At 72.4% G+C, this 24,536-nt stretch carries 22 protein-coding genes, 1 pseudogene and 1 riboswitch; of the genes and pseudogenes, 6 read left to right on the top strand and 17 right to left on the bottom strand.

The annotated features are described in order from the left end of the window. Nucleotides 1-35: 35 nt before the first annotated feature. Nucleotides 36-1,520: a PucR family transcriptional regulator gene (locus ACV530_RS33555; protein WP_494336482.1), complete on the bottom strand. Its 1,485-nt coding sequence runs from the start codon at nt 1,518-1,520 to the stop codon at nt 36-38. A 98-nt stretch (nt 1,521-1,618) separates the two neighbouring features. Here ACV530_RS33555 and ACV530_RS33560 point away from each other — a divergent pair, with 98 nt between their 5' ends. From ACV530_RS33560 to ACV530_RS33580, 5 genes are all read left to right on the top strand, one after another. Then, complete coding sequence (locus tag ACV530_RS33560; RefSeq protein ID WP_494336483.1) at nt 1,619-3,040, top strand: sodium:solute symporter family protein; 1,422 nt, start codon at nt 1,619-1,621, stop codon at nt 3,038-3,040. Between the two features lie 136 nt (nt 3,041-3,176). Then, the gene (locus tag ACV530_RS33565) at nt 3,177-4,793 is read left to right on the top strand and encodes a thiamine pyrophosphate-binding protein (RefSeq protein WP_494336484.1); all 1,617 of its coding nucleotides are present in this window, start codon (nt 3,177-3,179) and stop codon (nt 4,791-4,793) included. A gap of 164 nt (nt 4,794-4,957) precedes the next feature. Beyond that, nucleotides 4,958-5,695, top strand: coding sequence for an ABC transporter ATP-binding protein (locus tag ACV530_RS33570; RefSeq protein ID WP_494336485.1), 738 nt, complete (start codon nt 4,958-4,960; stop codon nt 5,693-5,695). After that, a complete protein-coding gene (locus tag ACV530_RS33575; RefSeq protein WP_494336486.1) occupies nt 5,677-6,894 on the top strand; it encodes a hypothetical protein in 1,218 nt (405 codons plus the stop codon). Before ACV530_RS33570 ends, ACV530_RS33575 begins: the two co-directional genes overlap by 19 nt. A gap of 100 nt (nt 6,895-6,994) precedes the next feature. Further along, nucleotides 6,995-7,921: a DMT family transporter gene (locus tag ACV530_RS33580; protein ID WP_494336487.1), complete on the top strand. Its 927-nt coding sequence runs from the start codon at nt 6,995-6,997 to the stop codon at nt 7,919-7,921. A 174-nt stretch (nt 7,922-8,095) separates the two neighbouring features. Here ACV530_RS33580 and ACV530_RS33585 read toward each other — a convergent pair whose 3' ends face one another. From ACV530_RS33585 to rpsB, 9 genes are all read right to left on the bottom strand, one after another. After that, nucleotides 8,096-9,118: an ABC transporter ATP-binding protein gene (locus ACV530_RS33585; protein WP_494336488.1), complete on the bottom strand. Its 1,023-nt coding sequence runs from the start codon at nt 9,116-9,118 to the stop codon at nt 8,096-8,098. Then, a complete protein-coding gene (locus ACV530_RS33590) occupies nt 9,118-10,731 on the bottom strand; it encodes an ABC transporter permease (RefSeq protein WP_494336526.1) in 1,614 nt (537 codons plus the stop codon). Before ACV530_RS33590 ends, ACV530_RS33585 begins: the two co-directional genes overlap by 1 nt. 35 nt (nt 10,732-10,766) lie before the next feature. After that, nucleotides 10,767-11,846: a thiamine ABC transporter substrate-binding protein gene (locus ACV530_RS33595; RefSeq protein WP_494336489.1), complete on the bottom strand. Its 1,080-nt coding sequence runs from the start codon at nt 11,844-11,846 to the stop codon at nt 10,767-10,769. Then, nucleotides 11,842-11,947: riboswitch (TPP riboswitch) on the bottom strand. It overlaps the preceding gene by 5 nt. Nucleotides 11,948-11,978: 31 nt before the next feature. Continuing rightward, on the bottom strand, nt 11,979-13,091 hold the full coding sequence (rlmN, locus tag ACV530_RS33600; RefSeq protein ID WP_494336490.1) for a dual-specificity RNA methyltransferase RlmN: 1,113 nt from the start codon (nt 13,089-13,091) through the stop codon (nt 11,979-11,981). A 173-nt stretch (nt 13,092-13,264) separates the two neighbouring features. Then, nucleotides 13,265-14,344: a phosphatidate cytidylyltransferase gene (locus ACV530_RS33605; RefSeq protein ID WP_494336491.1), complete on the bottom strand. Its 1,080-nt coding sequence runs from the start codon at nt 14,342-14,344 to the stop codon at nt 13,265-13,267. After that, complete coding sequence (gene frr, locus ACV530_RS33610; protein ID WP_462694572.1) at nt 14,344-14,901, bottom strand: ribosome recycling factor; 558 nt, start codon at nt 14,899-14,901, stop codon at nt 14,344-14,346. The genes ACV530_RS33605 and frr overlap by 1 nt, the downstream gene beginning before the upstream one ends. A gap of 157 nt (nt 14,902-15,058) precedes the next feature. Further along, entirely contained in the window at nt 15,059-15,838 is a 780-nt protein-coding gene (gene pyrH / locus ACV530_RS33615) for a UMP kinase (RefSeq protein WP_494336492.1), read from the bottom strand. Between the two features lie 161 nt (nt 15,839-15,999). Next, complete coding sequence (tsf, locus tag ACV530_RS33620) at nt 16,000-16,836, bottom strand: translation elongation factor Ts (protein ID WP_494336493.1); 837 nt, start codon at nt 16,834-16,836, stop codon at nt 16,000-16,002. A gap of 171 nt (nt 16,837-17,007) precedes the next feature. After that, a complete protein-coding gene (gene rpsB, locus ACV530_RS33625; RefSeq protein WP_494336494.1) occupies nt 17,008-17,880 on the bottom strand; it encodes a 30S ribosomal protein S2 in 873 nt (290 codons plus the stop codon). Nucleotides 17,881-18,168: 288 nt separating this feature from the next. On the opposite strand from rpsB, the pseudogene ACV530_RS33630 reads away from it, so the two are divergent. After that, nucleotides 18,169-18,618: pseudogene (locus ACV530_RS33630) on the top strand (peptidoglycan DD-metalloendopeptidase family protein); the annotation flags it as partial. Between the two features lie 117 nt (nt 18,619-18,735). Here the strand turns inward: ACV530_RS33630 and ACV530_RS33635 are convergent. The 7 genes from ACV530_RS33635 to ACV530_RS33665 form a co-directional block, all read right to left on the bottom strand. Beyond that, the gene (locus tag ACV530_RS33635; protein WP_494336527.1) at nt 18,736-19,272 is read right to left on the bottom strand and encodes a TetR/AcrR family transcriptional regulator; all 537 of its coding nucleotides are present in this window, start codon (nt 19,270-19,272) and stop codon (nt 18,736-18,738) included. 103 nt (nt 19,273-19,375) lie between these two features. Then, nucleotides 19,376-20,212, bottom strand: a complete 837-nt coding sequence (whiG, locus tag ACV530_RS33640) for an RNA polymerase sigma factor WhiG (RefSeq protein WP_494336495.1) — start codon at nt 20,210-20,212, stop codon at nt 19,376-19,378. Nucleotides 20,213-20,434: 222 nt separating this feature from the next. After that, nucleotides 20,435-21,613 carry a DNA-processing protein DprA gene (gene dprA / locus ACV530_RS33645; RefSeq protein ID WP_494336496.1) on the bottom strand — a complete coding sequence of 393 codons (1,179 nt, stop codon included), beginning with the start codon at nt 21,611-21,613 and terminating at the stop codon, nt 20,435-20,437. After that, on the bottom strand, nt 21,610-23,208 hold the full coding sequence (locus ACV530_RS33650) for a YifB family Mg chelatase-like AAA ATPase (RefSeq protein ID WP_494336497.1): 1,599 nt from the start codon (nt 23,206-23,208) through the stop codon (nt 21,610-21,612). Before ACV530_RS33650 ends, dprA begins: the two co-directional genes overlap by 4 nt. Continuing rightward, complete coding sequence (locus ACV530_RS33655; RefSeq protein WP_494336498.1) at nt 23,208-23,579, bottom strand: YraN family protein; 372 nt, start codon at nt 23,577-23,579, stop codon at nt 23,208-23,210. Before ACV530_RS33655 ends, ACV530_RS33650 begins: the two co-directional genes overlap by 1 nt. 82 nt (nt 23,580-23,661) lie before the next feature. Then, nucleotides 23,662-23,970, bottom strand: coding sequence for a DUF2469 domain-containing protein (locus ACV530_RS33660; RefSeq protein WP_494336499.1), 309 nt, complete (start codon nt 23,968-23,970; stop codon nt 23,662-23,664). A gap of 38 nt (nt 23,971-24,008) precedes the next feature. Then, nucleotides 24,009-24,515, bottom strand: a complete 507-nt coding sequence (locus tag ACV530_RS33665) for an NUDIX hydrolase (RefSeq protein ID WP_494336500.1) — start codon at nt 24,513-24,515, stop codon at nt 24,009-24,011. Nucleotides 24,516-24,536: the final 21 nt, after the last annotated feature.

Consider the following 24,536-nt stretch of genomic DNA (forward strand, 5'->3'; position numbering starts at 1 on the left):
TTTTGCCCCTTTCTTTCCCCCCCCCACGGCCCTTGTCATGACCGCCACTTGAGCGCGAACCACAGCTCCATCCGCACATCCGCGTCCCCCAGGTCCGCGCCCAGCAGCGCCTCGGCCCGCGCGACGCGCTGCCGGACCGTGTTGCGGTGCACGCCGAGCGCCACGGCCGTACGGTCCCAACTCCCGTGCAGGGAAAGCCAGGTGTGTACGGTCTCCAGGAGCGCCCGCTGTCCCTCCAGCGGCGCCAGCCGGCGGCCGGCCAGGGCCCGCGCCCCGGCCTCGTCCACGAGCGACGCGAGCCCCGCCCCGTCGTCCGCCCGGTGCCGTACGAGCGGTACGCGCTCGGCGAGCGCCCGCCGCAGGGCCCCGGCCGCCTCCGCCGCGCCGCGCGCGAGCTCCGCCACGGGCACGGGCGCCGCGGCGCCCAGCGTCCAGCCGGGCTGCGCCGACAGCGTTCCGCCGCCCGGTACGAGCGCGGCGAGCCCGTCCCCGTCGACAGCGATCAGCGACGTGCCCAGCCCGGCCGCGAGCGCGCCCGCCGCATGGGGGTCCCTCCCATGCCCTTCAGGCCATGGGGGAGGATCGCCGGGCGCGGTACGCCCCTTGCGCCGACCGCGGACGACGGTCCACTGCGCCTCACCCGTCAACAGGCCCGCCACATCGGCAGGTCGGTCCCCCAGGAGCAGCCGGACGAGCGCGGCCGTGCGCTCCGCTTCGCCCGACGCCGGGCGGGCGGCGGTCAGCAGCGTGAGCAGGACGACGGCGACGCCCGCGATCGCGTCGTCGGCCGCGTCACGACGCGGCACACACACGCCGAGCACCAGCGGCTCGGGCCCGCCGAGGCCATATGCGCACAGGCTCGCCCCGTCCGCCGCTGAGGACAGGCCGCCGCGCACCCGCGCGGCCAGTTGAGCCAGCGCCTCGCGGACGGAGCCGGCCGGGCGGGCGCCGGATGCGACGACTTCACTCCCGTCGTACGCGAACAGAACGGCCCAGCCGTCGAGTTGGGCCGCGAGTCGGCCCAGGACGGCGGGCACGGGGTGCGGCCGGGCCGCGGCCGTGGTCAGCGCCTGCTGGGCCTCCGCGAGACGGTGCAGGGCGCGGTGCCTCAGCGCCGCGGCCAGTTGCCCCATGGCGCGGCCGACGGCCGTGAACGGCGTCGGCTCCGGCACCTCCACGAGCCGCAGCCCGTGCCGGTCGCAGGCCGTGGCGAGCGCCTCCGGCACGGCGTCGTGCACGGGTGCCACGCCGAAGCCGAGCGCCGCCGCTCCCGCCTGGACCGTACGGGCCGCGTAACGGTCCCAGTACGTGTCCCGGCCGCGCTCCGGGGCCGCGACGCCCGCGCTCAACAGCAGCTCGCCGCCGAGGAGATAGGGGACGGGGTCCGACATCTCGCTGGTGTGCACGGAGTGCACCCCGACGTCCGTACGCGGCCCGGCGATCTGCCGCAGCCCCAGCTCCGGATGGCCGAGGAGCGCGGACAGGGGGACGGGAACAGCCTGGGGAAGGATCTCGCGCATCTCATGGCCCCCGATGGATGGTTCGTCCGGCACATGGCCGACGGATGGAGGAAAAGTACACTTCACGGCCGCTTCACGGGACGCCTAGGGTCACGGCCATGTCCGTCGTCGACTACGCGGTGATCGTCCTCTATCTCGCGGGCATGCTCGCCATGGGCTGGTGGGGCATGCGCCGCTCCACCACCGCGGGCGAGTTCCTCGTCGCGGGCCGCCGCCTGGGGCCCGGCCTGTACTCCGGCACGATGGCCGCGATCGTGCTGGGCGGCGCGTCGACGATCGGCGGCGTGGGGCTCGGCTATCAACACGGCCTGTCGGGCGCGTGGATGGTCTTCACCATCGGCCTCGGGCTGCTGGCGCTGAGCGTCTTCTTCTCCGCGCGCATCGCCCGGCTCAAGGTCTACACGGTCAGCCAGATGCTCGACCTGCGGTACGGCGGTTCCGCCGGGCTGATCTCCGGCGTCGTGATGTGGGCGTACACCCTGATGCTGGCGGTCACCTCGACCATCGCCTACGCGACCGTCTTCGACGTCGTCTTCGGACTCGACCGGGTCGTCTCCATCCTCCTGGGCGGGGCCATCGTGGTCTGCTACTCGACGCTCGGCGGCATGTGGTCGATCACGCTCACGGACATGGTGCAGTTCGTCGTCAAGACGGTGGGCGTGCTGCTGATCCTGCTGCCCGTCGCGGTCGTCAGGGCCGGCGGCTTCGCGCGGATGAAGGCGGAGCTGCCGGGCGGGTTCTTCTCCCCCATGGGCATCGGTGCGCAGACGGTCTTCACCTATGTGCTGATCTATTCGTTCGGCATGCTCATCGGCCAGGACATCTGGCAGCGCGTCTTCACCGCCCGCAGCGACAAGGTGGCCCGCCTCGGCGGCACAGTCGCCGGTACGTACTGCCTGCTGTACGCGCTCGGAGGTGCCGTGATCGGCACGGCGGCGCGGGTGCTGTATCCCGGACTGGGCAGTCCGGACGAGGCGTTCGCGACGATCGTGCGCGACGCGCTGCCGATGGGGCTGAAGGGGCTGGTACTGGCCGCCGCGCTGTCGGCCGTGATGTCGACGTCGTCGGGCGCGCTGATCGCGTGCGCCACGGTCGCCAACCACGACATCTGGGCACGCCTGCGGGGCGGCCGTCCGGCGCCCGGCAACCGGGTCTTCGTGGTGGTCATGGGCGCCGCCGTCATCGGCATCGCCGTCTCCCTGAACAGCGTCGTCGAGGCGCTGACGGTTGCCTACGACCTGCTCGTCGGCGGACTGTTGATACCGGTGGTCGGCGGACTGGTGTGGCGGCGCGGCACGGGTGCGGGGGCACTGGCGGCGGTGTGCGCGGGGGGTGTCACGGTCGTCGTGCTGATGGCCTGGCTGGGCGTGCTGGCCAACGAGCCGATCCTGTACGGGCTGTTGGCGTCGCTGGCGGCGTACGTCGCGGTGAGTCTGTGCACGGAGCGGACGGATGCGGTGGTGCTGGACGCCTGGCAACGCCGCCTCGCGGGCGCGCCATCCAGCCCGTCCGGCGTTTGAGGCTGCGCTCGATGTGCGGCTCCGCCGCGTGGCCGCGCGAAGCGCGGTTTCGGGGCCCGGGGAGGAGCCCCGGAGGAAACGGTGAAAGGGCGGGGCCGGGGCACAACTCCCCACCCCACAAGCGAAAGGCACCCCCATGGGAACACCCCGCACCGGCGGCGACCTCACCCTCGAATCACTCGCCGCACTCGGCGCCCGTACCGTCTTCGGCCTGCCCGGCCAGCACGCCCTCGCCCTCTTCGACGCCCTGCGGCGCTCGCCGCTCAGCTATGTCGGACTGCGGGCCGAGAACAACGCCGGCTTCGCCGCCGACGCCCACGCGCGCGTGACCGGCACGGTCACACCCCTGCTGGTCTCGACCGGACCGGGCGCACTGCTGACGCTCGCCGCCCTCCAGGAGGCGGCCGCCGCATCGGCCCCCGTGCTCGGCATCTCCAGCCAGATCCCCACCCCCGGCCTCGGCGGCGCCCGCAAGGGCTACCTGCACGAACTCCGCGACCAGCAGGCCTCGTTCCGCGACGTCGTCAAGAGCGTGCACACCGTCCGCACCGCATCGCAGATACCGTCCGCGCTCGCCGCCGCCTGGCGCTCCGCACTCGAGGCACCGGCGGGACCGGTCTGGGTGGAGATCCCGCAGGACGTCCTGCTCGCCCCCGCCACCGCACCGCCGCCGCGCTCGCTGGACGCGCACCCGCGCCCGCTCCCTCCCCGGCCGGAACTCATCGAGGAGGCCGCGGCCGTCCTGGGCGCGGCCGAGCGCCCGGTGATCCTCGCGGGCGGCGGCGTCGTACGGGCCGGAGCCCGGCACGCACTCCGCGCCCTGGCCGAGAAACTGGACGCACCCGTGGCCACCACGTTCGGCGGCAAGGGCGCGTTCCCCTGGGAACACCCGCTCTCACTCCGCTCCTGGCTGGAGGACCGGCACACCACCGACCTCCTGGAGGACGCGGACGCCCTGCTCGTCGCCGGGTCCGGCCTCGGCGAACTCTCCTCGAACTACCACACGTTCCGGCCCCGGGGCCGGCTCGTCCAGATCGAGGCCGACCTGGGCAAGCTGGAGGCCAACCACCCCGCACTCGGCATCCACGCGGACGCCCTCCCCGCGCTGGAGGCGCTCGCCGCCACCGTGCCCGCGCGGCCCGCGGGCCGGGGCGCGAAGGCGGCGCGGGCACTGCTGGAGCGCGTACACGGCCGCATCGCGGCGCAGGCGCTGGACACGGAACAGCGCGTGCTCGCGGACGTCCGCGCCGCTCTGCCGGACAATGCCCCGAGTTTCTGGGACATGACGATCCTGGGCTACTGGGCCTGGTCCGCGTTCGACCCCCGCACCGGCCCGTTCCACTCCGCACAGGGCGCGGGCGGCCTCGGCTACGGCTTTCCCGCAGCTCTGGGCGCCGCGGCGGCGGACCGCACCCGCCCGGTGCTCGCCGTCTCCGGCGACGGCGGCGCGCTGTACTCGATCGCCGAGCTGGCCACGGCCCGTCAGTACGGGCTGCCCGTCACCTGGCTGATAGTCGACGACGGCGGCTACGGCATCCTGCGCGAGTACATGACGGACGCCTTCGGCGAGGCGACCGCGACGGAGCTGGCCCGCCCCGATTTCGTCGCGCTCGCCCAGTCCTTCGGCGTCCCCGCCGTCCGCAGCGCGCCGGACCGGCTGCGCACGGATCTGGCCACCGCGCTCGCCGCGCCGGGCCCCTCGGTCGTCGTACTCCCGGCCGTACTGCGCATGTTCGCACCAACTCACCTGTAACCCCTCGGTCCATGAGCCCGATGGGAGGAAAGTGGGTCCTTCCCGCGCCGAGCCTGGACCGGGGCTAGGATCTCGGTTCCGTACGGTGCCAGTGACCCAATGGCCTCCGGTTCGTTCACCCGGACAGGGGAACGGACCCTCCAGCGACCCGAGGTGTGCTCGATATGGTGGCCCCGCCGGACAACGACGTGCTCTGGGCACGTGGACTGCACTACTCCTACAACGGTTCCCCGGCCCTGGCGGGTGTCTCCGTCGGGGTCCGTGAGGGCGAGATCCTCGCCCTCACCGGGCCGCGCGGCTCGGGAAAGACCACGCTCCTCAAATGCCTGTCCGGCCAGCTCGTGCCGGATCCCGGCGAGGTGTGGTTCAACAGCGCACCCGTGCACACCCTGTCCCGTCCGGCCCGCGAGCGGCTGCGCCGCGAACGGTTCGGCTGGATCGACGACACCCCGCACCTCGTACCGGAGCTGACCGCGTGGGAGAACGCGGCCCTGCCCCTGCTGGCGCGCGGGGTGGGCCACCGGACCGCGAAGCAGACCGCCCACGAATGGCTCGAGCGCCTCGACGTGGGCGACTGCGTACGCAAGCGCCCCGGTGCGCTGCTGCGCGCCCAGTGCCAGCGGATCGCCGTCGCACGCGCCCTGGCCGGGGAGCCGACCGTGGTCTTCGCGGACGATCCGGCCGCCCCCCTGCACAGCACAGACCGGGCCCAGGTGCTGCGCACCCTGACCACGGCCGCCCGCTCGCACCACATCACGGTCGTCCTCGCCACGCTCGACGAGGAGAGCGCCGGTCTGGCCGACCGCGTGGTCCATCTCGCCGACGGGCGCCGCGGCGGCGCCATCCCCGCGCCCGACGCGTCCGAGGGAGAGGGCAGGGCCGCGTGCTCAGTCTCCGCCTAGCGCGCGGCGCTCACCCGCTCGTCCTGCTCAGACGGCTGCTGGTCGCCGCCGCGGCGGCGGGTGTCGGCTTCCTGCTGCTGTGCGCCCTCGGGTACGCGGCAGCACACCCGACGCAGACGGAGACCTCGGTCGTACGGCTGCTGTGGTGCGCGATCCCGTTCGCGGCAGCGATGCAGTTCGCCGTCGCGGTGGCCCGTACGGACCCCGCCACCCGGCCCCGGGACGGCCTGGACGCGGCCGGTTTCGGCCCGGTGCGGATGTCGGTGCTCGCGGCCACGTCGACGGCCGTCTCGTGTGCGCTCGGCAGCGCGGCCGCGCTGCTGGTGTACCTCGAGCTCCGCGGCGACCTCGGCGGCACACCGGTGAGCGGTCACGCGGCCCGGCTGCTGGACAGCGGCGAGCCCCTGCCGTGGGCCGCGGCCTTCACCCTGCTCGGGCTGCTGCCCGCGTCGGCGGCCGCCGCGTGCGTCATCGCCCTGCGCCCGCGCGAGCAGCGGCGCGGGGCCGTCGTCCCGGCGGACGGCGAGGAGGGGCCCGTCCCGGTGGCCCCGCCCGCGCCGTCGGAGGGCCGACTGTCCTACACCGGCCTGCCCTGGGGCATCACGGTCATCGCGACGGGCCTGGCCCTGGAGGCGTACGTGGGCCACGCGCCCGCCCCCGAGCCCGCCCGGCTGCTCACGCTCCCGGGCCAGGACGGCGCCTCCCCCGGGCTGCTCGGCGGCTGGCTGCTCGCCTCCCTGGGCCTGGTGCTGGCCGGGCCCGGGCTGATCCACTGGTGCGGGGCGGCGGTCTCGGCCGGGCGCCCCGGCCCGGTGCGGATGCTCGCCGGGCGCACGCTCCAGGACATCGCGCCCCGCATCGGCCGCCCGCTCGGCGTGCTGTGCGCGGTCGCCTCGGGCGCGCTCGCCACCGCCCAGCTGTACGGCCCGGCGTGGGAGCGCTCGGCGTCGCGCCCCTTCGGCCCGCTCACCGGCCTGGGCGCGGCCGTCGTCATGGCCTGTGTCACGGCCACCGCGATCACCGCCGCGCTGGACTCCCGTCAGGCCCGCACCACGACCGCCTCGGCCCTGCTGCGCCTGGGCATTCCCGCCTCCCTGCTGCGCAGCGCGGCCGTCGTGCGGACCTGCGTCCTGGTGGCCGTGCTGACGCCCGTCACCTGGGCGGTCGCGGAGCTCACCGCGCTGCCCCTGATGAGGTGAGCCCTCTCCGTTTGACCAATCCTTGACTCAAAAGCAACTCCGCACCCGAAAAGTACGTCTGCATCAAGAGCACGACGCTATCGGGTGAACGGAGCTATTGGTGATCATCGGCCTTGTGACGGCTGTCGCCGCCTCGGCGTGTTACGGCACAGGATCGGTCCTGCAGGCCGTGGGGTCGCGGAAGTCGGCCCAGAGGGAGGCCGCGAAGGCCTCCACGACGGAAGTCACCGGGCGCGGCGGACCCAGCCTCTCCTCGACCGCGAAGGCCGCGGTGACGTGGGAGTTCATGGTCGGCACCGTGCTGGACTTCGTCGGCTTCGGGCTCGGCGCGCTCGCCGCCCGGATGCTGCCGCTCTTCCTCTCCCAGACCGTGATCAGCGCCAATCTCATCGTCACCGCGCTGCTGAGCATCAAGCTGCTGGGCATCCGGCTCAAGCGCCCCGAGTGGGCCTCCATAACCGTGGTCTGCGCGGCACTGGTGCTGCTGGCCACGGCCGCCGGCACGGAGGGCCACGGGACGACCGAGAGGTCCACGCACTGGTGGCTGCTCGGGATCTCGGTGGTGCTGATGGGCGGCGGCACCGTGGCCGTACGCCTGCTGGGTTCCAAGTCCGCGATCCTGGCGGGTCTGCTGTCCGGTCTGGGCTTCGGCGCGATCGGCGTGGGCGTACGCATCCTCGACGGCATCGACCCGTTCGACCTGCCGACGCTCCTCGCGGACCCGGCGCTCTACGCGATCCTCATCTCGGGCAGCGTCGGCATGTACCTGCACACGGTCGCCCTGCAGATCGGCTCGGTCAACGGCGCCACGGCCGCCCTGGTCGTCGGCGAGACCGTCCTGCCGGGCATCATCGGCGTCCTGTGGCTCGGCGACCACTCCCGCCCCGGCTTCGCCTGGGTGGCGATCCTCGGCTTCCTGCTCGCCGTGGCGGGTGCGGTGGCAGTCGCCTGGTTCGGCGAACCGGACGGCCATGCGTCTGCGCCTACGGCGGAGGAGAAGAAGCCCGAACCGGTGACCACGGGCTGAGCCACGGGGCTCCGCCCCGGGCCCCGGAACCGCGCTCCGCGCGGTTGTCCTCAAGCGCCGGACGGGCTGAATTTCAGCCCGTCCGGCGCTTGAGGACGAGCGGCGGAGCCGCGACAGCGGGGTCTGGGGCGCAGCCCCAGGAAACGGCGAAAGGGTGGGACCGGGGCGCCCCACTCACTCCCCCAGCACAACCACCTCGGCCGCGTCGAACTCGACGCCAACCCGAACCCCCACCTCCGGCGCATCACGCAACCCGCAAGCCGCCTCCAACTCCGGCCCGCCGCCAGGCGAAAGCCGCACCACCGCGTGGTCCCCCCGGAACGTCCGGGAAACCACCTCGCACGGCACCCCCTCCGCCGCCGGAACGACCCGCACTCCCCCCGGCCGTACCAGAACACGGCACTCACCGTCCGGCGTCCCCGCCGGCACCGGCACCTTCCCCCACGCCGTGTCGGCGCACTCACCGCTCACCACCGCACCGACCACGTTGTCGAAGCCCAGGAAGCGCGCCACGAACTCCGACGCGGGCCGCTGCCAGACCTCCAGCGGCGTCCCGGCCTGGGCGATGTGTCCGCCGTCGCGCATCACGACCACCCGGTCGGCGAGCGCGAACGCCTCGCCCTGGTCGTGTGTGACCGCCAGCACGGTCGTGCCCAACCTGCCGAAGAGCGCCCGCAGTTCCACGACCAGGCGTTCCCGCAGACTCCGGTCGAGCTGGCCGAGCGGTTCGTCGAGCATCAGCAGCCGCGGCTGCGGCGCGAGCGCCCTCGCGAGGGCGACCCGCTGCTGCTCGCCGCCGGACAGGGCGGCAACGGACCGCCGCTGCGCACCCGGCAGGCCCACCAGGTCCAGCAGTTCCGCGACCGTACGCTCCGACTCCGCGCGCCCGGCACCCCGCATGCGCAGCCCGAAGGCGACGTTGCCGGCGACATCCCGCTGCGGGAACAGCTGGTGGTCCTGGAACATGAGCCCGACCCCGCGCCGGTGCACCGGCACCGCGCCCTGGTCCTCGCCCGCGAGGAACACCCGCCCGGCGTCCGGCCGTTGGAGCCCGGCCACCACCCGCAGCAGCGTGGACTTGCCGCTGCCGCTCGGCCCGAGCAGGCAGACGATCTCGTGCTCGGCGACCTCGAGGTCCACCGCGTCCAGCACGGTGCGCTCGCCGAAGCGGACCGTGACCCCGTCGAGTCGCAGCATCAGAACTCCCCTGTCCGATCGGTGCGTATGCGTTCCAGCACCAGCAGCGCCGCCGCGCAGACCAGCATCAGCACCGTGCTGAGGGCCATCGCCTGCCCGTAGTTGAGCTCCCCGGGGCGGCCGAGCAGGCGGGCCACGGCGACGGGCAGCGTCGGATGGTCGGGGCGCGCGATGAAGACGGTCGCCCCGAACTCGCCCAGCGACACGGCGAAGGCGAACCCGGCCGCCACGGCCAGGGCGCGCCCGACCATTGGCAGGTCCACCTCGCGCCATGCCCGCAGCGGCGACGCCCCGAGCACGGCGGCCGCCTCGCGCAGCCGCGAGTCGACCGCCCGCAGCACCGGCAGCATGGTCCGTACGACGAAGGGGACGCCCACCAGAGCCTGGGCCAGCGGGACCAGGATCCAGGACGTGCGCAGGTCCAGCGGCGGCTCGTCCAGGGCGATCAGGAAGCCGAAGCCGACGGTCACGGCGGACGTGCCGAGCGGCAGCATCAGCAGCGCGTCGAAGCCGCGCACCAGCCGGCCTTCACGCCGGGCCAGCGCCGCCGCGGCGAGGCCGCCGATCACCAGCGCGATGGCGGTCGCGGCGAGCCCGTACGCCAGGGAGTTGCCGATGGCGTCCAGCGGGGCGACGACGAACGTGCCGCCGTTGTCCCCGGCGGAGGCGAGCGCGCGGTAGAACGCGAGCCCCTGGCCGTCCGGTCCGTCGAAGGAGCGCTGGACGAGCACCGCCAGCGGCAGCAGGATCAGCAGGGCGACGACGGCCAGGACCGACCACAGCAGCGCCCACTGCGCCGCGCCCCGCGGCCGACGGGAGGTGTGCGCGGCGTCGACCAGCCGCAGGGCCGACTCCCGTCGCCGTACGGTCCGCCCGTGGACGGCGAGCAGCGCCGCCACGGCCGCGAACTGCACCAGCGTGAGCACCGCCGCCGTGGGCAGGTCGAGCAGTTGCGCGGTCTGCTGGTAGATCTCCACTTCCAGCGTGGAGTAGCGCGGGCCGCCGAGGATCTGGATGACGCCGAAGGAGGTGAAGGTGAACAGGAAGACCATCAGGCCCGCCGCGGCCACCGCCGGGGCCAGCGCGGGCAGGGTCACCCGGCGCCAGGCCGCGAACCGCCCGGCACCCAGCACCCGTGCCGCGTCCTCCTGCCGGGGGTCGAGCTGGGCCCACAGACCGCCGACGGTACGGACGACGACGGCGTAGTTGAAGAAGACGTGCGCGAGGAGGATCGCCCAGACCGTGGTGTCCAGGCGCACCCCCCACAGCTCGTCCAGCAGCCCCCCGTGCCCGAGCAGCGCGAGGAAGGCCGAGCCCACGACGACGGTCGGCAGGACGAACGGGACGGTGACGACCGCGCGCAGCAGCCGCTTGCCGGGGAAGTCGAAGCGCGCGAAGACATACGCGCCGGGGAGCGCGAGCGCCAGCGTGAGCGCGGTGGAAGCGGCCGCCTGCCAGGTGGTGAACCACAGGACATCACCGATGCGTGGATCGGTGAGCACCTCGCCGATCCGGCCGAACTGCCACTGTCCGTCCGCCTTGAGCCCCCGCGAGACGATCGCGGCGACCGGGTAGGCGAAGAAGACGGCGAAGAAGGCGAGCGGCACGACCATCAGGCCGAGCCGCACCAACGACCTCCGCCTTGAGGTCACTTCAGGACGAGCGAGGACCATGCCTTGATCCACTGGTCACGGTTCGCGGCGATCTTCTCCGGAGCGAGCGTACCGGAATCGGTGACCCGCGCTCCGTACTTGGTGTACAGCTCGGGCAGCTTCGTGTCCTTCACGGCCGGGTTGACGAACATCTGGAGCGGCATGTCCTCCTGGAACGTCCTGCTCAGCAGGAAGTCGATCAGCGCCTGGCCGCCCTTGGTGTTCTTCGCGCCCTTCAGCAGGCCCGCGAACTCCACCTGCCGGAAGCAGGTACCGGCCGAGACGCCGACGGGGCTCTCCTTGGGCTGCGGCTTCATGCCGAGCACCTCTGCGGGCGGGCTGGAGGCGTAGGAGACGACGAGGGGCTTGTCGCCCTTGGCCTTCTTGCCCGCGGCCGAGCCGGAGAAGCGGTCATTGTACGCCTGCTCCCAGCCGTCGACGACCTCGGCGCCGTTGGCCTTGAGCTTCTTCCAGTAGTCCTGCCAGCCGGCGTCGCCGTACTTGGCGATGGTGCCCAGCTGGAAGGCCAGGCCGGGCGAGGAGGTGGCGGAGTTCTCGGTGACGAGGAGGTTCTTGTACTCCGGCTTGACCAGGTCGTCGAAGCTCTGCGGCGGGGTCAGCTTGTGGTCCGCGAACCAGGCGCGGTCGTAGTTGACGCAGATGTCGCCGCTGTCGATGGGGGTGACCCGGTGCTTCGCGGCATCCTCCTGGAGCTCCTTGGGGACCCCGTCCAGGCCCTTCGCCTCGTACGAGGTGAAGAGCCCGTTGTCGAGCGCACGGGACAGCAGGGTGTTGTCGACCCCGAAGAACACGTCGCCCTGCGGGTGACTCTTGGAGAGGATCGCCTGGTTGACCGCCTGGCCGGCGTCCCCGCTCTTGAGCACCTTGACGGTGTAGCCGGTGCGCTGCGTGAACTCCTTGAGGACCGCGGCCGACGCGTTGAAGGAGTCGTGCGAGACGAGGGTGACCGTCTTGTCGTCCTTGGCCTCGTCGGATCCGCCGCAGGCGGCGAGCGCCGGAAGGCACAGCGCGGTGACGGCCGCCGCACCGAGGGCGCGCCGGAGGGTGGTGTTCATGGTCGAGCTGACTCCCTACGCCGGTACTAACCGGATCAGGTCCGAGGGTCTGCGGGCCGTGCCGCACTCTCAGCGCTGCGTGCGCTCCCCTGTCGGATTGTTCATTTGTGCGAGTGATGTCAGGTGACAGTATCAGCGCTCGGTCGCGGCGAGCTGACCGCAGGCGCCGTCGATCTCCTGGCCGCGGGTGTCCCGTACGGTCACGGGCACGCCGTGCGAGGCGATCGCGTCGACGAACGCCCGCTCGTCCTCGGGCCGGGACGCCGTCCACTTGGAGCCCGGGGTGGGGTTGAGCGGGATCAGGTTGACGTGCACCCGCTTGCCCTTGAGGAGGCGGCCGAGGAGGTCACCGCGCCACGCCTGGTCGTTGATGTCGCGGATCAGGGCGTACTCGATGGAGATCCGGCGGCCGGACTTCTCCGCGTACTCCCAGGCGGCGTCGAGGACCTCGCGGACCTTCCAGCGGGTGTTGACCGGGACGAGGGTGTCCCGCAGCTCGTCGTCCGGGGCGTGCAGCGACACCGCGAGACGGCACTTGAAGCCCTCGTCGGCGAACCGGTGCATCGCGGGGACCAGGCCGACCGTGGAGACGGTGATGCCGCGCTGCGAGAGCCCGAGGCCGTCCGGCTCGGGGTCGGTCAGGCGGCGGATGGCGCCCACGACCCGCTTGTAGTTGGCCAGCGGCTCGCCCATGCCCATGAAGACGATGTTCGACAGCCGCGCGGGGCCTCCCGGCACCTCGCCGTCGCGCAGCGCGCGCATGCCGTCGACGATCTGGTGCACGATCTCGGCGGTGGACAGGTTGCGGTCCAGCCCGGCCTGGCCGGTGGCACAGAACGGGCAGTTCATGCCGCAGCCGGCCTGCGAGCTGATGCACATGGTGACCCGGTCCGGGTAGCGCATCAGGACGGACTCGACGAGCTTGCCGTCGTGCAGGCGCCACAGGGTCTTGCGCGTGGTGTCGTCGTCGCACGAGATGTGCCGGACCACGCTCATCAGCTCCGGCAGCAGCTCCTCGGCGAGCTTCCCGCGCGACGCCGCCGGGATGTCGGTCCACTCCGCCGGGTCGTGCGCGTAGCGCGCGAAGTAGTGCTGGGACAGCTGCTTGGCGCGGAACGGCTTCTCGCCGATCGCGGCCACCGCCTCCCGGCGCTCGGCGGGCGAGAGGTCGGCAAGGTGCCGCGGGGGCTTCTTGACTCCGCGGGGAGCGACAAAGGTGAGCTCACCAGGCGCAGGGCGTGCCATGGACGGGGACTCCTCGTTACGGCGAATACGGGCGATCTCCGCGTGCGCGGAGCCTACGGGGGGACCATGCCCAAGCCCGGGGATCTCACCGGGGCATCCCCGCTGGTCGCAGGGCCGAAAAGAGCCCGCCGACCAGCGGCGGGCTCTTCCAGGGTACGGCAGTCGCGCTCGGCTCAGGAGCCGACGAAGGCCACCATCAGCAGCCACACCACCGGAGCGGTCGGCAGCAGCGAGTCCAGCCGGTCCATGATCCCGCCATGGCCCGGCAGCAGCTCGCCCATGTCCTTGATGCCCAGGTCCCGCTTGATCATCGACTCGCCGAGGTCGCCCAGCGTGGCGCTGACCGCGACCGCGAGGCCGAGCAGCAGGCCCTGCCACCACATGCCGCCGTCGATGAGGAGCTGCATGCACAGCGCGCCCGCCACCATCGCGAACAGCACCGCGCCGATGAGCCCCTCGCGGGTCTTGCCCGGGCTGATGCGCGGCGCGAGCTTGTGCTTGCCGAACCGCCAGCCCACCGCGTACGCGCCGGTGTCGCTGACCACCGTCAGGACGAGGAAGGTCAGCACCCGCCACGCACCGTCGTCGGCGGCGAGCATCAGCGCCACGAAGGTGGCGAGGAACGGCACGTAGAACGCCGCGAAAATGCCCGCTGTGACGTCCTTGAGGTAGTCGTCCGGCGGCTCCGTCATCCGCCAGACCAGCACGGCGAGCGCGGTGAAGGCCATGGCCACCCAGGCACCCTCGGCACCGTTCACATAGCCCGCGACCGTCATCGCCGCTCCGCCGATGGCGAGCGGCACCAGGGGCGCCCTGATGGACTTCCGCTCGGCGAGCCGGGAGGTCAGCTCCCACAGCCCGACCACCACGGCGACCACGACGACGCCGAGGAACACGGGCTTGTAGATGAACAGGGAGGCGAGGATGACCGCGCCGAGCCCCAGCCCCACCCCTATCGCGGCCCGCAGATCGCGGCCCGCACTCTTCTTTCCCGCCTTCGGGGCGGCAGGCTCCTGCGGACGGATGTCAGGCTCCCTTTCAGCGCGTTCCTCGCGGAAGAGGGGGCCACCGGAACGGGCGGCCCCCTGATCACGGTCGTCCTGGTCTCCGCCTGCGTCGGGCACGATGGGCATGGGCCGAGTCTGCGCCGCCTCGACCGTCCCGTGCACTGGACCCGCCGGAACCGGGGTCCTTCGGTCCGTGGACCCCCAGTGTCCGGCGCTCGGCGGGGCTCCCCAGGATGCGTCGTTCATCAGACCTCGAGCAGCTCGGCTTCCTTGTGCTTGAGCAGCTCGTCCACCTGCGCCACGTACTTCGCGGTGGTGTCGTCGAGCTCCTTCTCCGCGCGGCGCACCTCGTCCTCGCCGGACTCCTTGTCCTTGACGAGCTTGTCCAGGGCGTCCTTGGCCTTGCGGCGCACGGAGCGGATGGACACCTTCGCGTCCTCGCCCTTGCCCTTGGCGACCTTGATGAACTCCCGGCGGCGCTCCTCGGTGAGCTCGGGGAACGTCACACGGATGATGTTGCCGTCGTTGCTCGGGTTGACCCCGAGGTCGGAGTCGCGGATCGCCTGCTCGATGTTGCGCAGCGCGCTCTTGTCGAACGGGGTCACGACAGCCATGCGCGGCTCGGGCACCGAGAACGACGCCAGCTGGTTGATCGGCGTCAGGGCGCCGTAGTAGTCGGCCACGATCTTGTTGAACATGGCCGGGTGCGCACGCCCGGTGCGGATCGCCGCGAAGTCCTCCTTGGCGACCACAACGGCCTTCTCCATCTTCTCCTCGGCCTCGAGGAGGATCTCTTCGATCACCACTTGCTCCTGGTGTTATCAGTAAGCAGAGCCTCGCCCCTGCGCGCGTCTTCTCCTGCACGGTGTCCGACCGGCAGGCAGTTGTCCATCCCCGTGCCGAGGTCTTCCCACGGCCCGGAGTTGCCGTCCGTGCCCGGACGGTTTCCCACGGGCGTTCTCAGTCCCGCGAGTCCTGGTCGCTCACGAGCGTGCCGATCTTCTCACCCTTCACCGCACGGGCGATGTTGCCCTCGGCGAGCAGCTCGAAGACCAGGATCGGCAGCTTGTTGTCCATGCACAGGCTGATGGCGGTGGCGTCGGCGACCTTCAGGCCGCGCGAGAGCACCTCGCCGTACTCGAGGGCGTCGAACTTCACCGCGTCGGGGTTCTTCTTCGGGTCCGAGTCGTAGACCCCGTCGACGCCGTTCTTGCCCATGAGGATCGCCTCGGCGTGGACCTCCAGGGCGCGCTGGGCGGCGGTGGTGTCGGTGGAGAAGTAGGGCATGCCCATGCCCGCGCCGAAGATCACGACGCGGCCCTTCTCCAGGTGGCGCACGGCGCGCAGCGGAATGAACGGCTCCGCGACCTGGCCCATGGTGATGCCCGTCTGGACCCGGGTCTCGACGCCTTCCTTCACCAGGAAGTCCTGGAGGGCAAGGCTGTTCATCACGGTGCCGAGCATGCCCATGTAGTCCGAGCGGGCCCGGTCCATGCCGCGCTGCTGGAGCTCGGCGCCGCGGAAGAAGTTGCCGCCGCCGATGACAACGGCGATCTCGTAGCCCTCCCGGACCACGGCAGCGATCTCCCGGGCGATGGCGTGCACGACATCGGGGTCGACACCGAGCCCTCCGCCTCCGGCGAAGGCCTCGCCCGACAGTTTCAGCAGGAACCGGCGGGGTTTGCCGTTCCCTGCGCTCTTGTCGTCGGCGGCCGTATGGGCGTCCGCACCCTGATTCATTGGAACTCTCCTCGTGCACATACGAAGAAGGCCACTGCCGGTGGGTCCTCGCGGTTCCCTCTGCGGCAATGGCCTCCTCGTCACATCAGCGGCCGGCCGGTGGACGGCCGACTGCGTACGACCCTAGCGGGTCGCAGGTCTTCGCTGCCCTGCTGACGGGCTCAGGCGCCGACGCGGATGCGCGCGAAGCGCTTCAGCGTGACACCGGCCTCGTCCAGAATCTTCTGGACGGTCTTCTTGTTGTCCTTGGCGAAGGGCTGGTCCAGCAGGACCTGCTCCTTGAAGAAGCCGGTGACGCGACCCTCGACGATCTTCGGCAGGGCGGCCTCGGGCTTGCCCTCCTCGCGCGCGGTGGCCTCGGCCACGCGACGCTCGTTCTCCACGACATCGGCGGGGATGGCGTCACGGGAGAGGAACTTCGGCGCGAAGGCGGCGATGTGCTGCGCCACGTCCTTGGCGACCTCGGCGTTCTCCTTGTCCAGCTCGACCAGGACGCCGACCTGCGGGGGCAGGTCCGCGGCGGTGCGGTGCATGTACGCGGAGACGTAGCCGTCGGCGAAGGCGGCGAAGCGGTCCACGACGATCTTCTCGCCGAGGGTGGCGTTGGCCTCGTCCACGAAGGCCTGGACGGTCTTGCCGGCCTCGATCTCGGAAGCCATCAGGGTCTCGACGTCGGCCGGCTTGACCTTGGCGACGTGGGCGGCCAGCGCGTCGGCGACGGCGAGGAACTTCTCGCCCTTGGCGACGAAGTCCGTCTCGCACTTCAGCTCGACGATCACACCGGAGGCGTTGTCGGCGGCGATGTTGGAGATGACAGCACCGTTCTCGGTGGTGCGGCTCTCGCGCTTGGCGACGCCCTTCAGGCCCTTGACGCGGACGATCTCGACGGCCTTCTCGAGGTTGCCCTCGGCCTCCTCGAGCGCCTTCTTGCAGTCCATCATGCCGGCGCCGGTCTGCTCGCGGAGCTTCTTGACGTCAGCGGCGGTGTAGTTCGCCATCCTTGAATCCTTCTCGTGCGCTGCGCCTTGCCGTGCCATCGAAAGCACCTGGCAGGCTGATCCGTCTTGAGGTCACCACAACGGCCGGGTCCCGTCCAACGGACGGCATCCGGCCGTGGATCCGCCGGGAGACCGCGGGGGCACCCGGCCCCCGCGGTCCCGTACGGCAGGTCAGGCCTGCTCGGCGTCCGCGGCCGGCTTCTCCGACTCCGCAGCCTCGGCGGCAGGGGCCTCGGCGGCGGGGGCCTCGGCGGGCTCCTCGGCCTTCTTCTCGCCCTCGAGCAGGTCGCGCTCCCACTCGGCCAGCGGCTCGCCGGCCTTCTCGCCCGGCTTCTGGTCGCCGGTCGCGGCACCGGAGCGGGCGATGAGGCCCTCGGCGACGGCGTCGGCGATCACGCGGGTGAGCAGGGTGACGGAGCGGATGGCGTCGTCGTTGCCCGGGATCTTGTAGTCGACCTCGTCGGGGTCGCAGTTGGTGTCGAGGATGGCGACGACCGGGATGCGGAGCTTGCGCGCCTCACCGACGGCGATGTGCTCCTTCTTGGTGTCGACGACCCAGACGGCGCTCGGCACCTTCTGCATCTCGCGGATGCCGCCGAGGGTCTTCTCCAGCTTGGCCTTCTCGCGGGAGAGGACCAGGAGCTCCTTCTTGGTGAGGCCGGAGGCGGCCACGTCCTCGAAGTCGATGAGCTCGAGCTCCTTCAGGCGCTGCAGGCGCTTGTAGACGGTCGAGAAGTTGGTGAGCATGCCGCCCAGCCAGCGCTGGTTGACGTAGGGCATGCCGACGCGGGTCGCCTGCTCGGCGATGGCCTCCTGGGCCTGCTTCTTCGTACCGACGAACATGATGGAGCCGCCGTGCGCGACGGTCTCCTTGACGAACTCGTAGGCGCGGTCGATGTACGACAGCGACTGGAGCAGGTCGATGATGTAGATGCCGTTGCGCTCGGTGAAGATGAAACGCTTCATCTTCGGGTTCCAACGACGGGTCTGGTGACCGAAGTGGACGCCGCTCTCCAGCAGCTCCCGCATCGTGACGACGGCCATGGCCGCGCTCCTTGTGATACTCGGTTCCACGGCGGCCGGGCGGCCGCCGCTCCTGACGCCCCGACGCGCCTTGCCAGGAAACTCCGTGGGGGTCACTGGACCGAGAGACACGGCCACCGGGAGTACCGATGGCGGGGCGTGCGAAGTCGACCCGGTGACCCGGGTCGCCACGAGAAGTGTACGGGACGGGGAAAGGACCGGGTGACGGAGCTGTCCACAACCCGTGAGTAGTCCACAGTTCCCGGTCAAGATCCCCGCGCTGCGCGGGGATCGGCCACGGTGGTGGCCATGCGACTCGTCCTCCTGATCACCGGGGCGTTCACGGCCCTCACCCTCTGCCTGGCCGGCGGTCCCCCGGCCACGGCCGACGACGTACCGGGCGGGCCCGGCGGCCCGGATCCCGCCCGGCCCGCCGCGGACCGGGCCTGGCCGGTCACCGGTGCGGGCGGCGGACGGCCGGTGGTCGTACGGGGCTGGGAACCGCCGCCCGTGCGCTGGGCCGCAGGCCACCGCGGGGTGGATCTCGGCGCCCGGGCGGGGCAGCCGGTGCGGGCCGCGGCGCCGGGCACGGTGTCCTTCGCGGGCACGGTCGCGGGGCGCGGAGTGGTGTCGGTGGAGCTGCCCGGGACGGGCACGCCCCCGCTGCGCACCACCTATGAACCGGTGCGCGCCGTCGTGCACCAAGGCGACCGGGTGGCGTCCGGGGCGACGCTCGGGGAGCTGGAGGCGGGTCCCTATCACTGCCCCGAGGGATGCCTGCACTGGGGCCTGCTGCGCGGGCGGGAGTATCTCGACCCGCTGAGCCTGCTGCCGCCGTGGATGCTGCGCCGCGGCCCCTCACGGCTGCTGCCGCTGTCAGCCGCGGACGCCCCGCAGGGCCATGGCGACCGCGGCCTCGGTGATCTGCTCGGGTTCCTCGACGCCGAGCTCGATGCGGCGGACGGCGGCGTCCACCACGGACTGCAGCAGCATGGCGGCCAGCCGCGGCTGCTCATGGCCGAGGGCGACGAGGGCCTCGCCGACCATGCCGATCAGACCGCCGTGGGCGGCACGGATCCTCTCGCGCGCGCCCGCGTCCAGTTCCCCGGCTGAGATGGCGACCACGGCCCGGTGCCTGCGGTCGCCGACGAGCGCCAGTTGCCGCCGCACATACGCCTCGATCTTCGCCTCGGGCGTGTCGGCGCGCTCCATCGCGGACTCGACCTCGGCCGCCCACACGGGGAAGTCGACGGCGCACAACTCCTCGACCACGGCGGCCCGGGAGCGGAAGTACTCGTAGACCGAGGACCGGGCCAGCCCCGTGCGTTCGGCGAGGGCGGGGAAGGTCAGCGCCTCCGTACCGCCTTCGGACAGCAGGGAGCGGGCGGCGTCCAGCAAGGCGCCGCGCTGCATCGTCCGGTGCTCGGCCACTGAGGCCGCTCGAATCCTGGGCACGCTCCCACTCTACGGACACGCCGTAGCGGCGACGACGGCGGCGGGACGATTCCGCGGGCCCTCAGCGCCCCACGTCCGCCAGCTTGGCCCGCAGCTGGAGCACCGACTTGGTGTGGATCTGGCTGACCCTGCTCTCCGTGACGCCGAGTACGTTCCCGATCTCGGCGAGGGTGAGGCCCTCGTAGTAGTAGAGGGTGACGACGGTCTTCTCGCGGTCCGGCAGGGTGTTGATGGCGCGGGCGAGCAGCCGGCGCAGCTCGTGATCCTCGGCCACCTCGACCGGGTCGTCGGCGGCGGTGTCCTCGAGCGTGTCCATCAGGCTCAGCCGCTCGCCGCCCTCGCCCCCCACGTGCAGCAGCTCCTCCAGGGCCACCACGTTGGCCAGCGACAACTGGCTGAAGACCGTGTGGAGTTCGTCGAGCGAGATCCCCATCTCCGCGGCCACCTCCGCCTCGGAGGGCGTGCGGTGCAGCGCGGCCTCCAGGGTGGCGTACGCGCGCTCGACGGCGCGGGCCTTCTGCCGCACCGAACGCGGGATCCAGTCCAATGCCCGCAGTTCGTCGATCATCGCCCCGCGGATGCGGGTGATGGCGTAGGTCTCGAACTTGATGGACCGGCCGGGGTCGAACTTCTCGATGGCGTCGATCAGTCCGAAGACCCCGGAGGAGACGAAGTCCGCCTGCTCGACGTTGGGCGGCAGCCCGACGCTGACCCTGCCCGCCACGTACTTCACCAGCGGCGAGTAGTGCAGGATCAGCTGCTCCCGCAGCCGCTCGTCACCCGACGCCTTGTACGACCTCCACAGTTCGTCGAGCGTCGAGGGTGCGGGAGGACGCACGGCTCCGCGCGCTGCGGGCGGAGCCGCCGCGCGATCGGACCCGGAGGGTTGCTGGGGCATTCGTCGTCTTGAGCCGTTCTGCTGTGACGTGTCTGCTGTGACGTGGTCGAGTGGTACGAATGGCGGTAATTCCGTGAGCGTAGCGTGATCGGAGCACTGCGCTGCGCGACAGGAATCCCTTCGGTGTACGCGGACGCGGCCACCGGGGCCCTGCACCGCACGAAGCCCGGCGTATCGACCGCCGCGGTCACGGCCTTAACCCTTTCACCCGATCGCCCCAGGTCAAGGACCGCCTCGCCGCACAGCGGGGCGCCGTCCGGGGGGCTTGGATGTGCCGGATGTTGACGGCGGGTCAGCCAATTGCCAGCAATCGCCCCGGCGCTCCACGAATCCGAGGGCCTGGAGTTCGTACAGCGTGCCGAGCGCGCGGTCCCGGCCCAGACCCGCCCGCAGGGCGACGTGTTCCGCGTCCCCGCCGCGGCCGGGCACGGCCTCCAGCACCCGGGCCGCCAGGGGATCCAGCAGATCTCTGGCGACCACGGGCCCCCGGCGCTCGGGCGCCAGTTCCCCCATGCCGCCCACCAGTTCGGCGACATCGTCGGCGTCGGTCACCAGGCACGCCCCCTCCCGCAACAGCTCGTGCACCCCCGCGGAGAGCCCCGAGGTGACCGGTCCCGGGACGGCCATCGTGTGCCGCCCCAGCTCCCGGGCCCGGCGTGCTGTCACCAGCGAACCGCTGCGGTACTCGGCCTCCACGACGACCGTGCCCCGCGTCAACGCGGCGATGACGCGGTTGCGCAGCACGAAGCGGCTCCGGGTCGGGTGCCCGCCGGGCGGCAACTCGGCCAGCAGCAGGCCCTGTTCCGCGATCCGGCCGATCAACTCGGCGTGCCCGCGCGGATAGGGCACGTCCACCCCCGACGCCAGCATCGCCACGGTCGCCCCGCCCGCGCCGAGCGCTCCGCGGTGCGCCGCGCCGTCGACCCCGTACGCGGCACCCGAGACGACCACCCAGCCGCGCTCGGCGAGCCCGGCGCCGAGGAGGGCCGCGACATGCGAGCCGTAGTCCGTGCAGGCGCGGGCGCCGACCACGGCGACGGAGCGCAGCGCCCACAGCCGTACGTCCGGGCTGCCGCGCACCCACAAGCCCAGGGGGCGGGCGTCGCCGAGGTCGTCGAGCTGCTGCGGCCACTCCCGTTCGCCGGGGCACACGAAGCGGCCGCCCTGGCGGGCGACGGTCTCGAGGTCGCGGGCGGGATCGAGCGCGGCGGCGCGGGCCCGGCAGCCCGCCAGGCGCTCCGCCCCCGCCCCGCGCGGGGGCGGGCCCGCCCCCGTCAGCCCCCGCACCAGGCCCACGGCCCCCATCTCCCGCAGCCAGCGCCCGACGCTCTCGTCCCCCGGCTCGGTCAGCCGGGTCAGCGCGGCCCGGGCGAGCCGCTCCTCCGGCCCGGTCCCGGTCATGGCACACCTCCGGCCAGGACCGCACCGCGCCGGACCCCCGTGCGCAGCTCCAGCGCCTGGCGCACGTCATGGACACCGGGACGGTCGCGGCCGGCGAGGTCGGCCACCGTCCAGGCGACCCGGAGCACCCGGTCCAGCCCGCGCGCCGTCAGGAGCCCGCGCTCCATGTCGCGTTCGGCCTCCTCCAGCGCCTCCGGCGCGGGCCGCCAGCGGGTCCTCAGCTCATGGCCGGGCACCTCGCTGTTGGTGCGCCAGGGGGTGTCCGCGTACCGCGCGGCGGCCCGATCGCGCGCGGCGCCGACCCGGGCGGCGACCACGGCTGTCGGCTCGGCCCCGCCTCCTGTCAGCTCGGCCCGGGCGACGGGCTCGACGGACACCCGCAGATCCACCCGGTCCAGCAACGGCCCGGACAGCCTGGCGAGATAGCGTCTGACGGCCGACGGCGGGCAGTCGCAGCCGTCCCCGGTCAGGCCGTGCCTCCCGCACGGGCAGGGGTTCGCGGCGAGGGCCAGCAAGAAGCGAGCCGGAAGCCGCATCACCCCGCCCGAGCGAGCCACGACGACATGCCCCGACTCCAGCGGCTGACGCAGCGCGTCCAGCACGCGCGGACTGGCCTCCGGGGCCTCATCGAGAAAAAGAACACCGTGGTGTGCCAGGGAGACAGCGCCCGGGCGCGGCAGCCCCGACCCGCCGCCGACGAGCGAGGCCATGGACGCCGAGTGATGCGGCGCGCAGTACGGCGCCCGGTCGATCAGGGGCTGGCCGGCGGGCAGCGTCCCGGCCACCGAATGCACCGCCGTGACCTCCAGCGACTCCTCCCGTGTGAGCGGCGGCAGTAGCCCCGGCAGGCGCTCGGCGAGCATCGTCTTGCCCGCGCCCGGCGGGCCCAGCAGGAAGAGGTGGTGCCGTCCGGCGGCGGCCACCTCCAGGGCCCGGCGGGCCCGCTGCTGGCCCGCGACCTCGGCGAGGTCGAGATGGTGATCAGCAGCCGTCGCACCGTGGCCCGCGCCCGGCACCGCCAGGCCCGCCAGCATCGGATCCGGCCGCCCCTCGCCCGGCGGCTCTTCCTCCTCGGGCACCGGTTCGTCCGTGAGCACCGCGATCAGCTGGCGCAGGCTGCGGACGCCGAGCACCGCCACGCCCGGCACCAGCGACGCCTCCGCCGCCGTGCGCTCGGGGACGACGACCTGCCGGTAGCCCGCGTCGGCGGCGGCCAGCACCGCGGGCAGCACGCCGCGCACCGGGCGCACCCGGCCGTCGAGGCCGAGCTCGCCGATCATCATCAGGTCCGCGATCCGGCACGGCTCGACGCGCTCGGCGGCGGCGAGCACGGCACAGGCCACGGCGATGTCGAAGCCGCTGCCGCCCTTGGGGACGGAGGCCGGGCTCAGCCCCACGGTGAGCTTCTTCTGAGGCCAGGCGACCCCGGAATTCACGACCGCGGCTCGCACCCTGTCCCGGCTCTCGACCAGGCTCTTGTCGGGCAGGCCCACCAGCGTGAAGGCCGCGACGCCCGGCTCCAGGTCGGCCTGGACCTCGACCACCACGCCCTCGACGCCGACCAGGGCGACCGAGCAGGTACGGGCGAACGCCATCACGTCACCCCCCTGACGTGCTGCACGGCCGCCGCACCCCGGCGCGGCACGACCACCCCGACCAGATCGATCCGCACCCCGCCCGGCGGCGGGCCGCCGTACCGCTCGAGCCAGCGCTCGGCGAGCAGCCGCAGCCGCTCGGCCTTGCGCGGCGTGACGGCCGCCATCGGATGCTCGTACGGCCCCGCGCGGCGGGTCTTCACCTCGCACACGACCAGCGCGTCGCCGTCGAGCGCGACGACATCGATCTCTCCGTCCCCGCAGCGCCAGTTGCGCGCGAGCACGGTCATCCCGGCCTCGGTCAGCCGGCGCACCGCCAGGTCCTCCCCATAGCGGCCGACGGCCTGACGGGCACGTCCGGAACCCGACATCGGCACCACCTCCGGCACCGACTGTGGGGCATCCGCGCCCAACTGTTGGATCTTGGTGGACTACCGGCCGGTTGTGGACAACTCAGCCACCCGGAAGGTCGAGGTCCGCCTTGTTCAGCTCCTCGATGTTGACGTCCTTGAACGTCAGCACCCGCACCTGCTTCACGAATCTCGCGGGCCGGTACATGTCCCACACCCAGGCGTCGGCCATCGAGACTTCGAAGAAGACCTCTCCCTGTACGGAGTGGACCTGCATCTCGTAGTCGTTCGTGAGATAGAACCGTCGCTCGGTCTCGATCACGTATTTGAACAGACCGACGACGTCGCGGTACTCCCGGTAGAGCTTCAGCTCCATCTCGGTCTCGTACTTCTCGAGGTCCTCGGCGCTCATGGCAGTTCCCCTTCAGCCGTGCGTCCCCCCATTGTGCGTCAGGCCCGCTCCGTCTCCAGGAGCACCGGCACACTCGGAGGACCCTCGTCGAGCAGTGCGCGGAACAGCTCGGCGAGCTTGGTCGGATACACCGTCTCACGGGCCGCGAGGAGTTCCTCGCAGGTCCACCACCGCAGCCCGTCGACACTGCGGCGTTCCAGCTCCGTCTCCCCGCCGGTCCAGGACGCGGCCTGCCGGGTGCGGGCCAGGAAGTAGTACTCCTCCTGGTCCCAGTGCCGACCGTCGAAGGGGAAGGAGCAGTGGCGCCGCCACAGCAGCGGGCCGAGCTCGATGTCCGTGATGCCCGTCTCCTCCTCGAGCTCGCGGCGGGCGGCCTCCTCCCAGCCCTCGTCGCCCTCCAGCCCGCCGCCCGGGGTGAACCACCAGGTCTCGGAGGGATCGCCGGGCTCGTAACCGTGCATCAGAAGGATCCGGTCCTGCCCGTCGAGCAGGACCACCCGGGCGGCCTTGCGCGTACCCGCGACATCCTCGCTCGCATCAGCCATGGGGTGCTGCCGCCTTTCCGG

Source organism: Streptomyces sp. SX-6, from assembly GCF_059089585.1.

Excerpts from the sequence above, each read along its gene's own strand:
- ACV530_RS33555 (WP_494336482.1), bottom strand. The coding sequence starts at position 1,520 with ATGCGCGAGATCCTTCCCCAGGCTGTTCCCGTCCCCCTGTCCGCGCTC.
- ACV530_RS33560 (WP_494336483.1), top strand. The coding sequence starts at position 1,619 with ATGTCCGTCGTCGACTACGCGGTGATCGTCCTCTATCTCGCGGGCATG.
- ACV530_RS33565 (WP_494336484.1), top strand. The coding sequence starts at position 3,177 with ATGGGAACACCCCGCACCGGCGGCGACCTCACCCTCGAATCACTCGCC.
- ACV530_RS33570 (WP_494336485.1), top strand. The coding sequence starts at position 4,958 with ATGGTGGCCCCGCCGGACAACGACGTGCTCTGGGCACGTGGACTGCAC.
- ACV530_RS33585 (WP_494336488.1), bottom strand. The coding sequence starts at position 9,118 with ATGCTGCGACTCGACGGGGTCACGGTCCGCTTCGGCGAGCGCACCGTG.
- ACV530_RS33590 (WP_494336526.1), bottom strand. The coding sequence starts at position 10,731 with ATGGTCGTGCCGCTCGCCTTCTTCGCCGTCTTCTTCGCCTACCCGGTC.
- ACV530_RS33595 (WP_494336489.1), bottom strand. The coding sequence starts at position 11,846 with ATGAACACCACCCTCCGGCGCGCCCTCGGTGCGGCGGCCGTCACCGCG.
- rlmN (WP_494336490.1), bottom strand. The coding sequence starts at position 13,091 with ATGGCACGCCCTGCGCCTGGTGAGCTCACCTTTGTCGCTCCCCGCGGA.
- ACV530_RS33605 (WP_494336491.1), bottom strand. The coding sequence starts at position 14,344 with ATGAACGACGCATCCTGGGGAGCCCCGCCGAGCGCCGGACACTGGGGG.
- pyrH (WP_494336492.1), bottom strand. The coding sequence starts at position 15,838 with ATGAATCAGGGTGCGGACGCCCATACGGCCGCCGACGACAAGAGCGCA.
- tsf (WP_494336493.1), bottom strand. The coding sequence starts at position 16,836 with ATGGCGAACTACACCGCCGCTGACGTCAAGAAGCTCCGCGAGCAGACC.
- rpsB (WP_494336494.1), bottom strand. The coding sequence starts at position 17,880 with ATGGCCGTCGTCACGATGCGGGAGCTGCTGGAGAGCGGCGTCCACTTC.
- ACV530_RS33635 (WP_494336527.1), bottom strand. The coding sequence starts at position 19,272 with ATGCAGCGCGGCGCCTTGCTGGACGCCGCCCGCTCCCTGCTGTCCGAA.
- whiG (WP_494336495.1), bottom strand. The coding sequence starts at position 20,212 with ATGCCCCAGCAACCCTCCGGGTCCGATCGCGCGGCGGCTCCGCCCGCA.
- dprA (WP_494336496.1), bottom strand. The coding sequence starts at position 21,613 with ATGACCGGGACCGGGCCGGAGGAGCGGCTCGCCCGGGCCGCGCTGACC.
- ACV530_RS33650 (WP_494336497.1), bottom strand. The coding sequence starts at position 23,208 with ATGGCGTTCGCCCGTACCTGCTCGGTCGCCCTGGTCGGCGTCGAGGGC.
- ACV530_RS33655 (WP_494336498.1), bottom strand. The coding sequence starts at position 23,579 with ATGTCGGGTTCCGGACGTGCCCGTCAGGCCGTCGGCCGCTATGGGGAG.
- ACV530_RS33660 (WP_494336499.1), bottom strand. The coding sequence starts at position 23,970 with ATGAGCGCCGAGGACCTCGAGAAGTACGAGACCGAGATGGAGCTGAAG.
- ACV530_RS33665 (WP_494336500.1), bottom strand. The coding sequence starts at position 24,515 with ATGGCTGATGCGAGCGAGGATGTCGCGGGTACGCGCAAGGCCGCCCGG.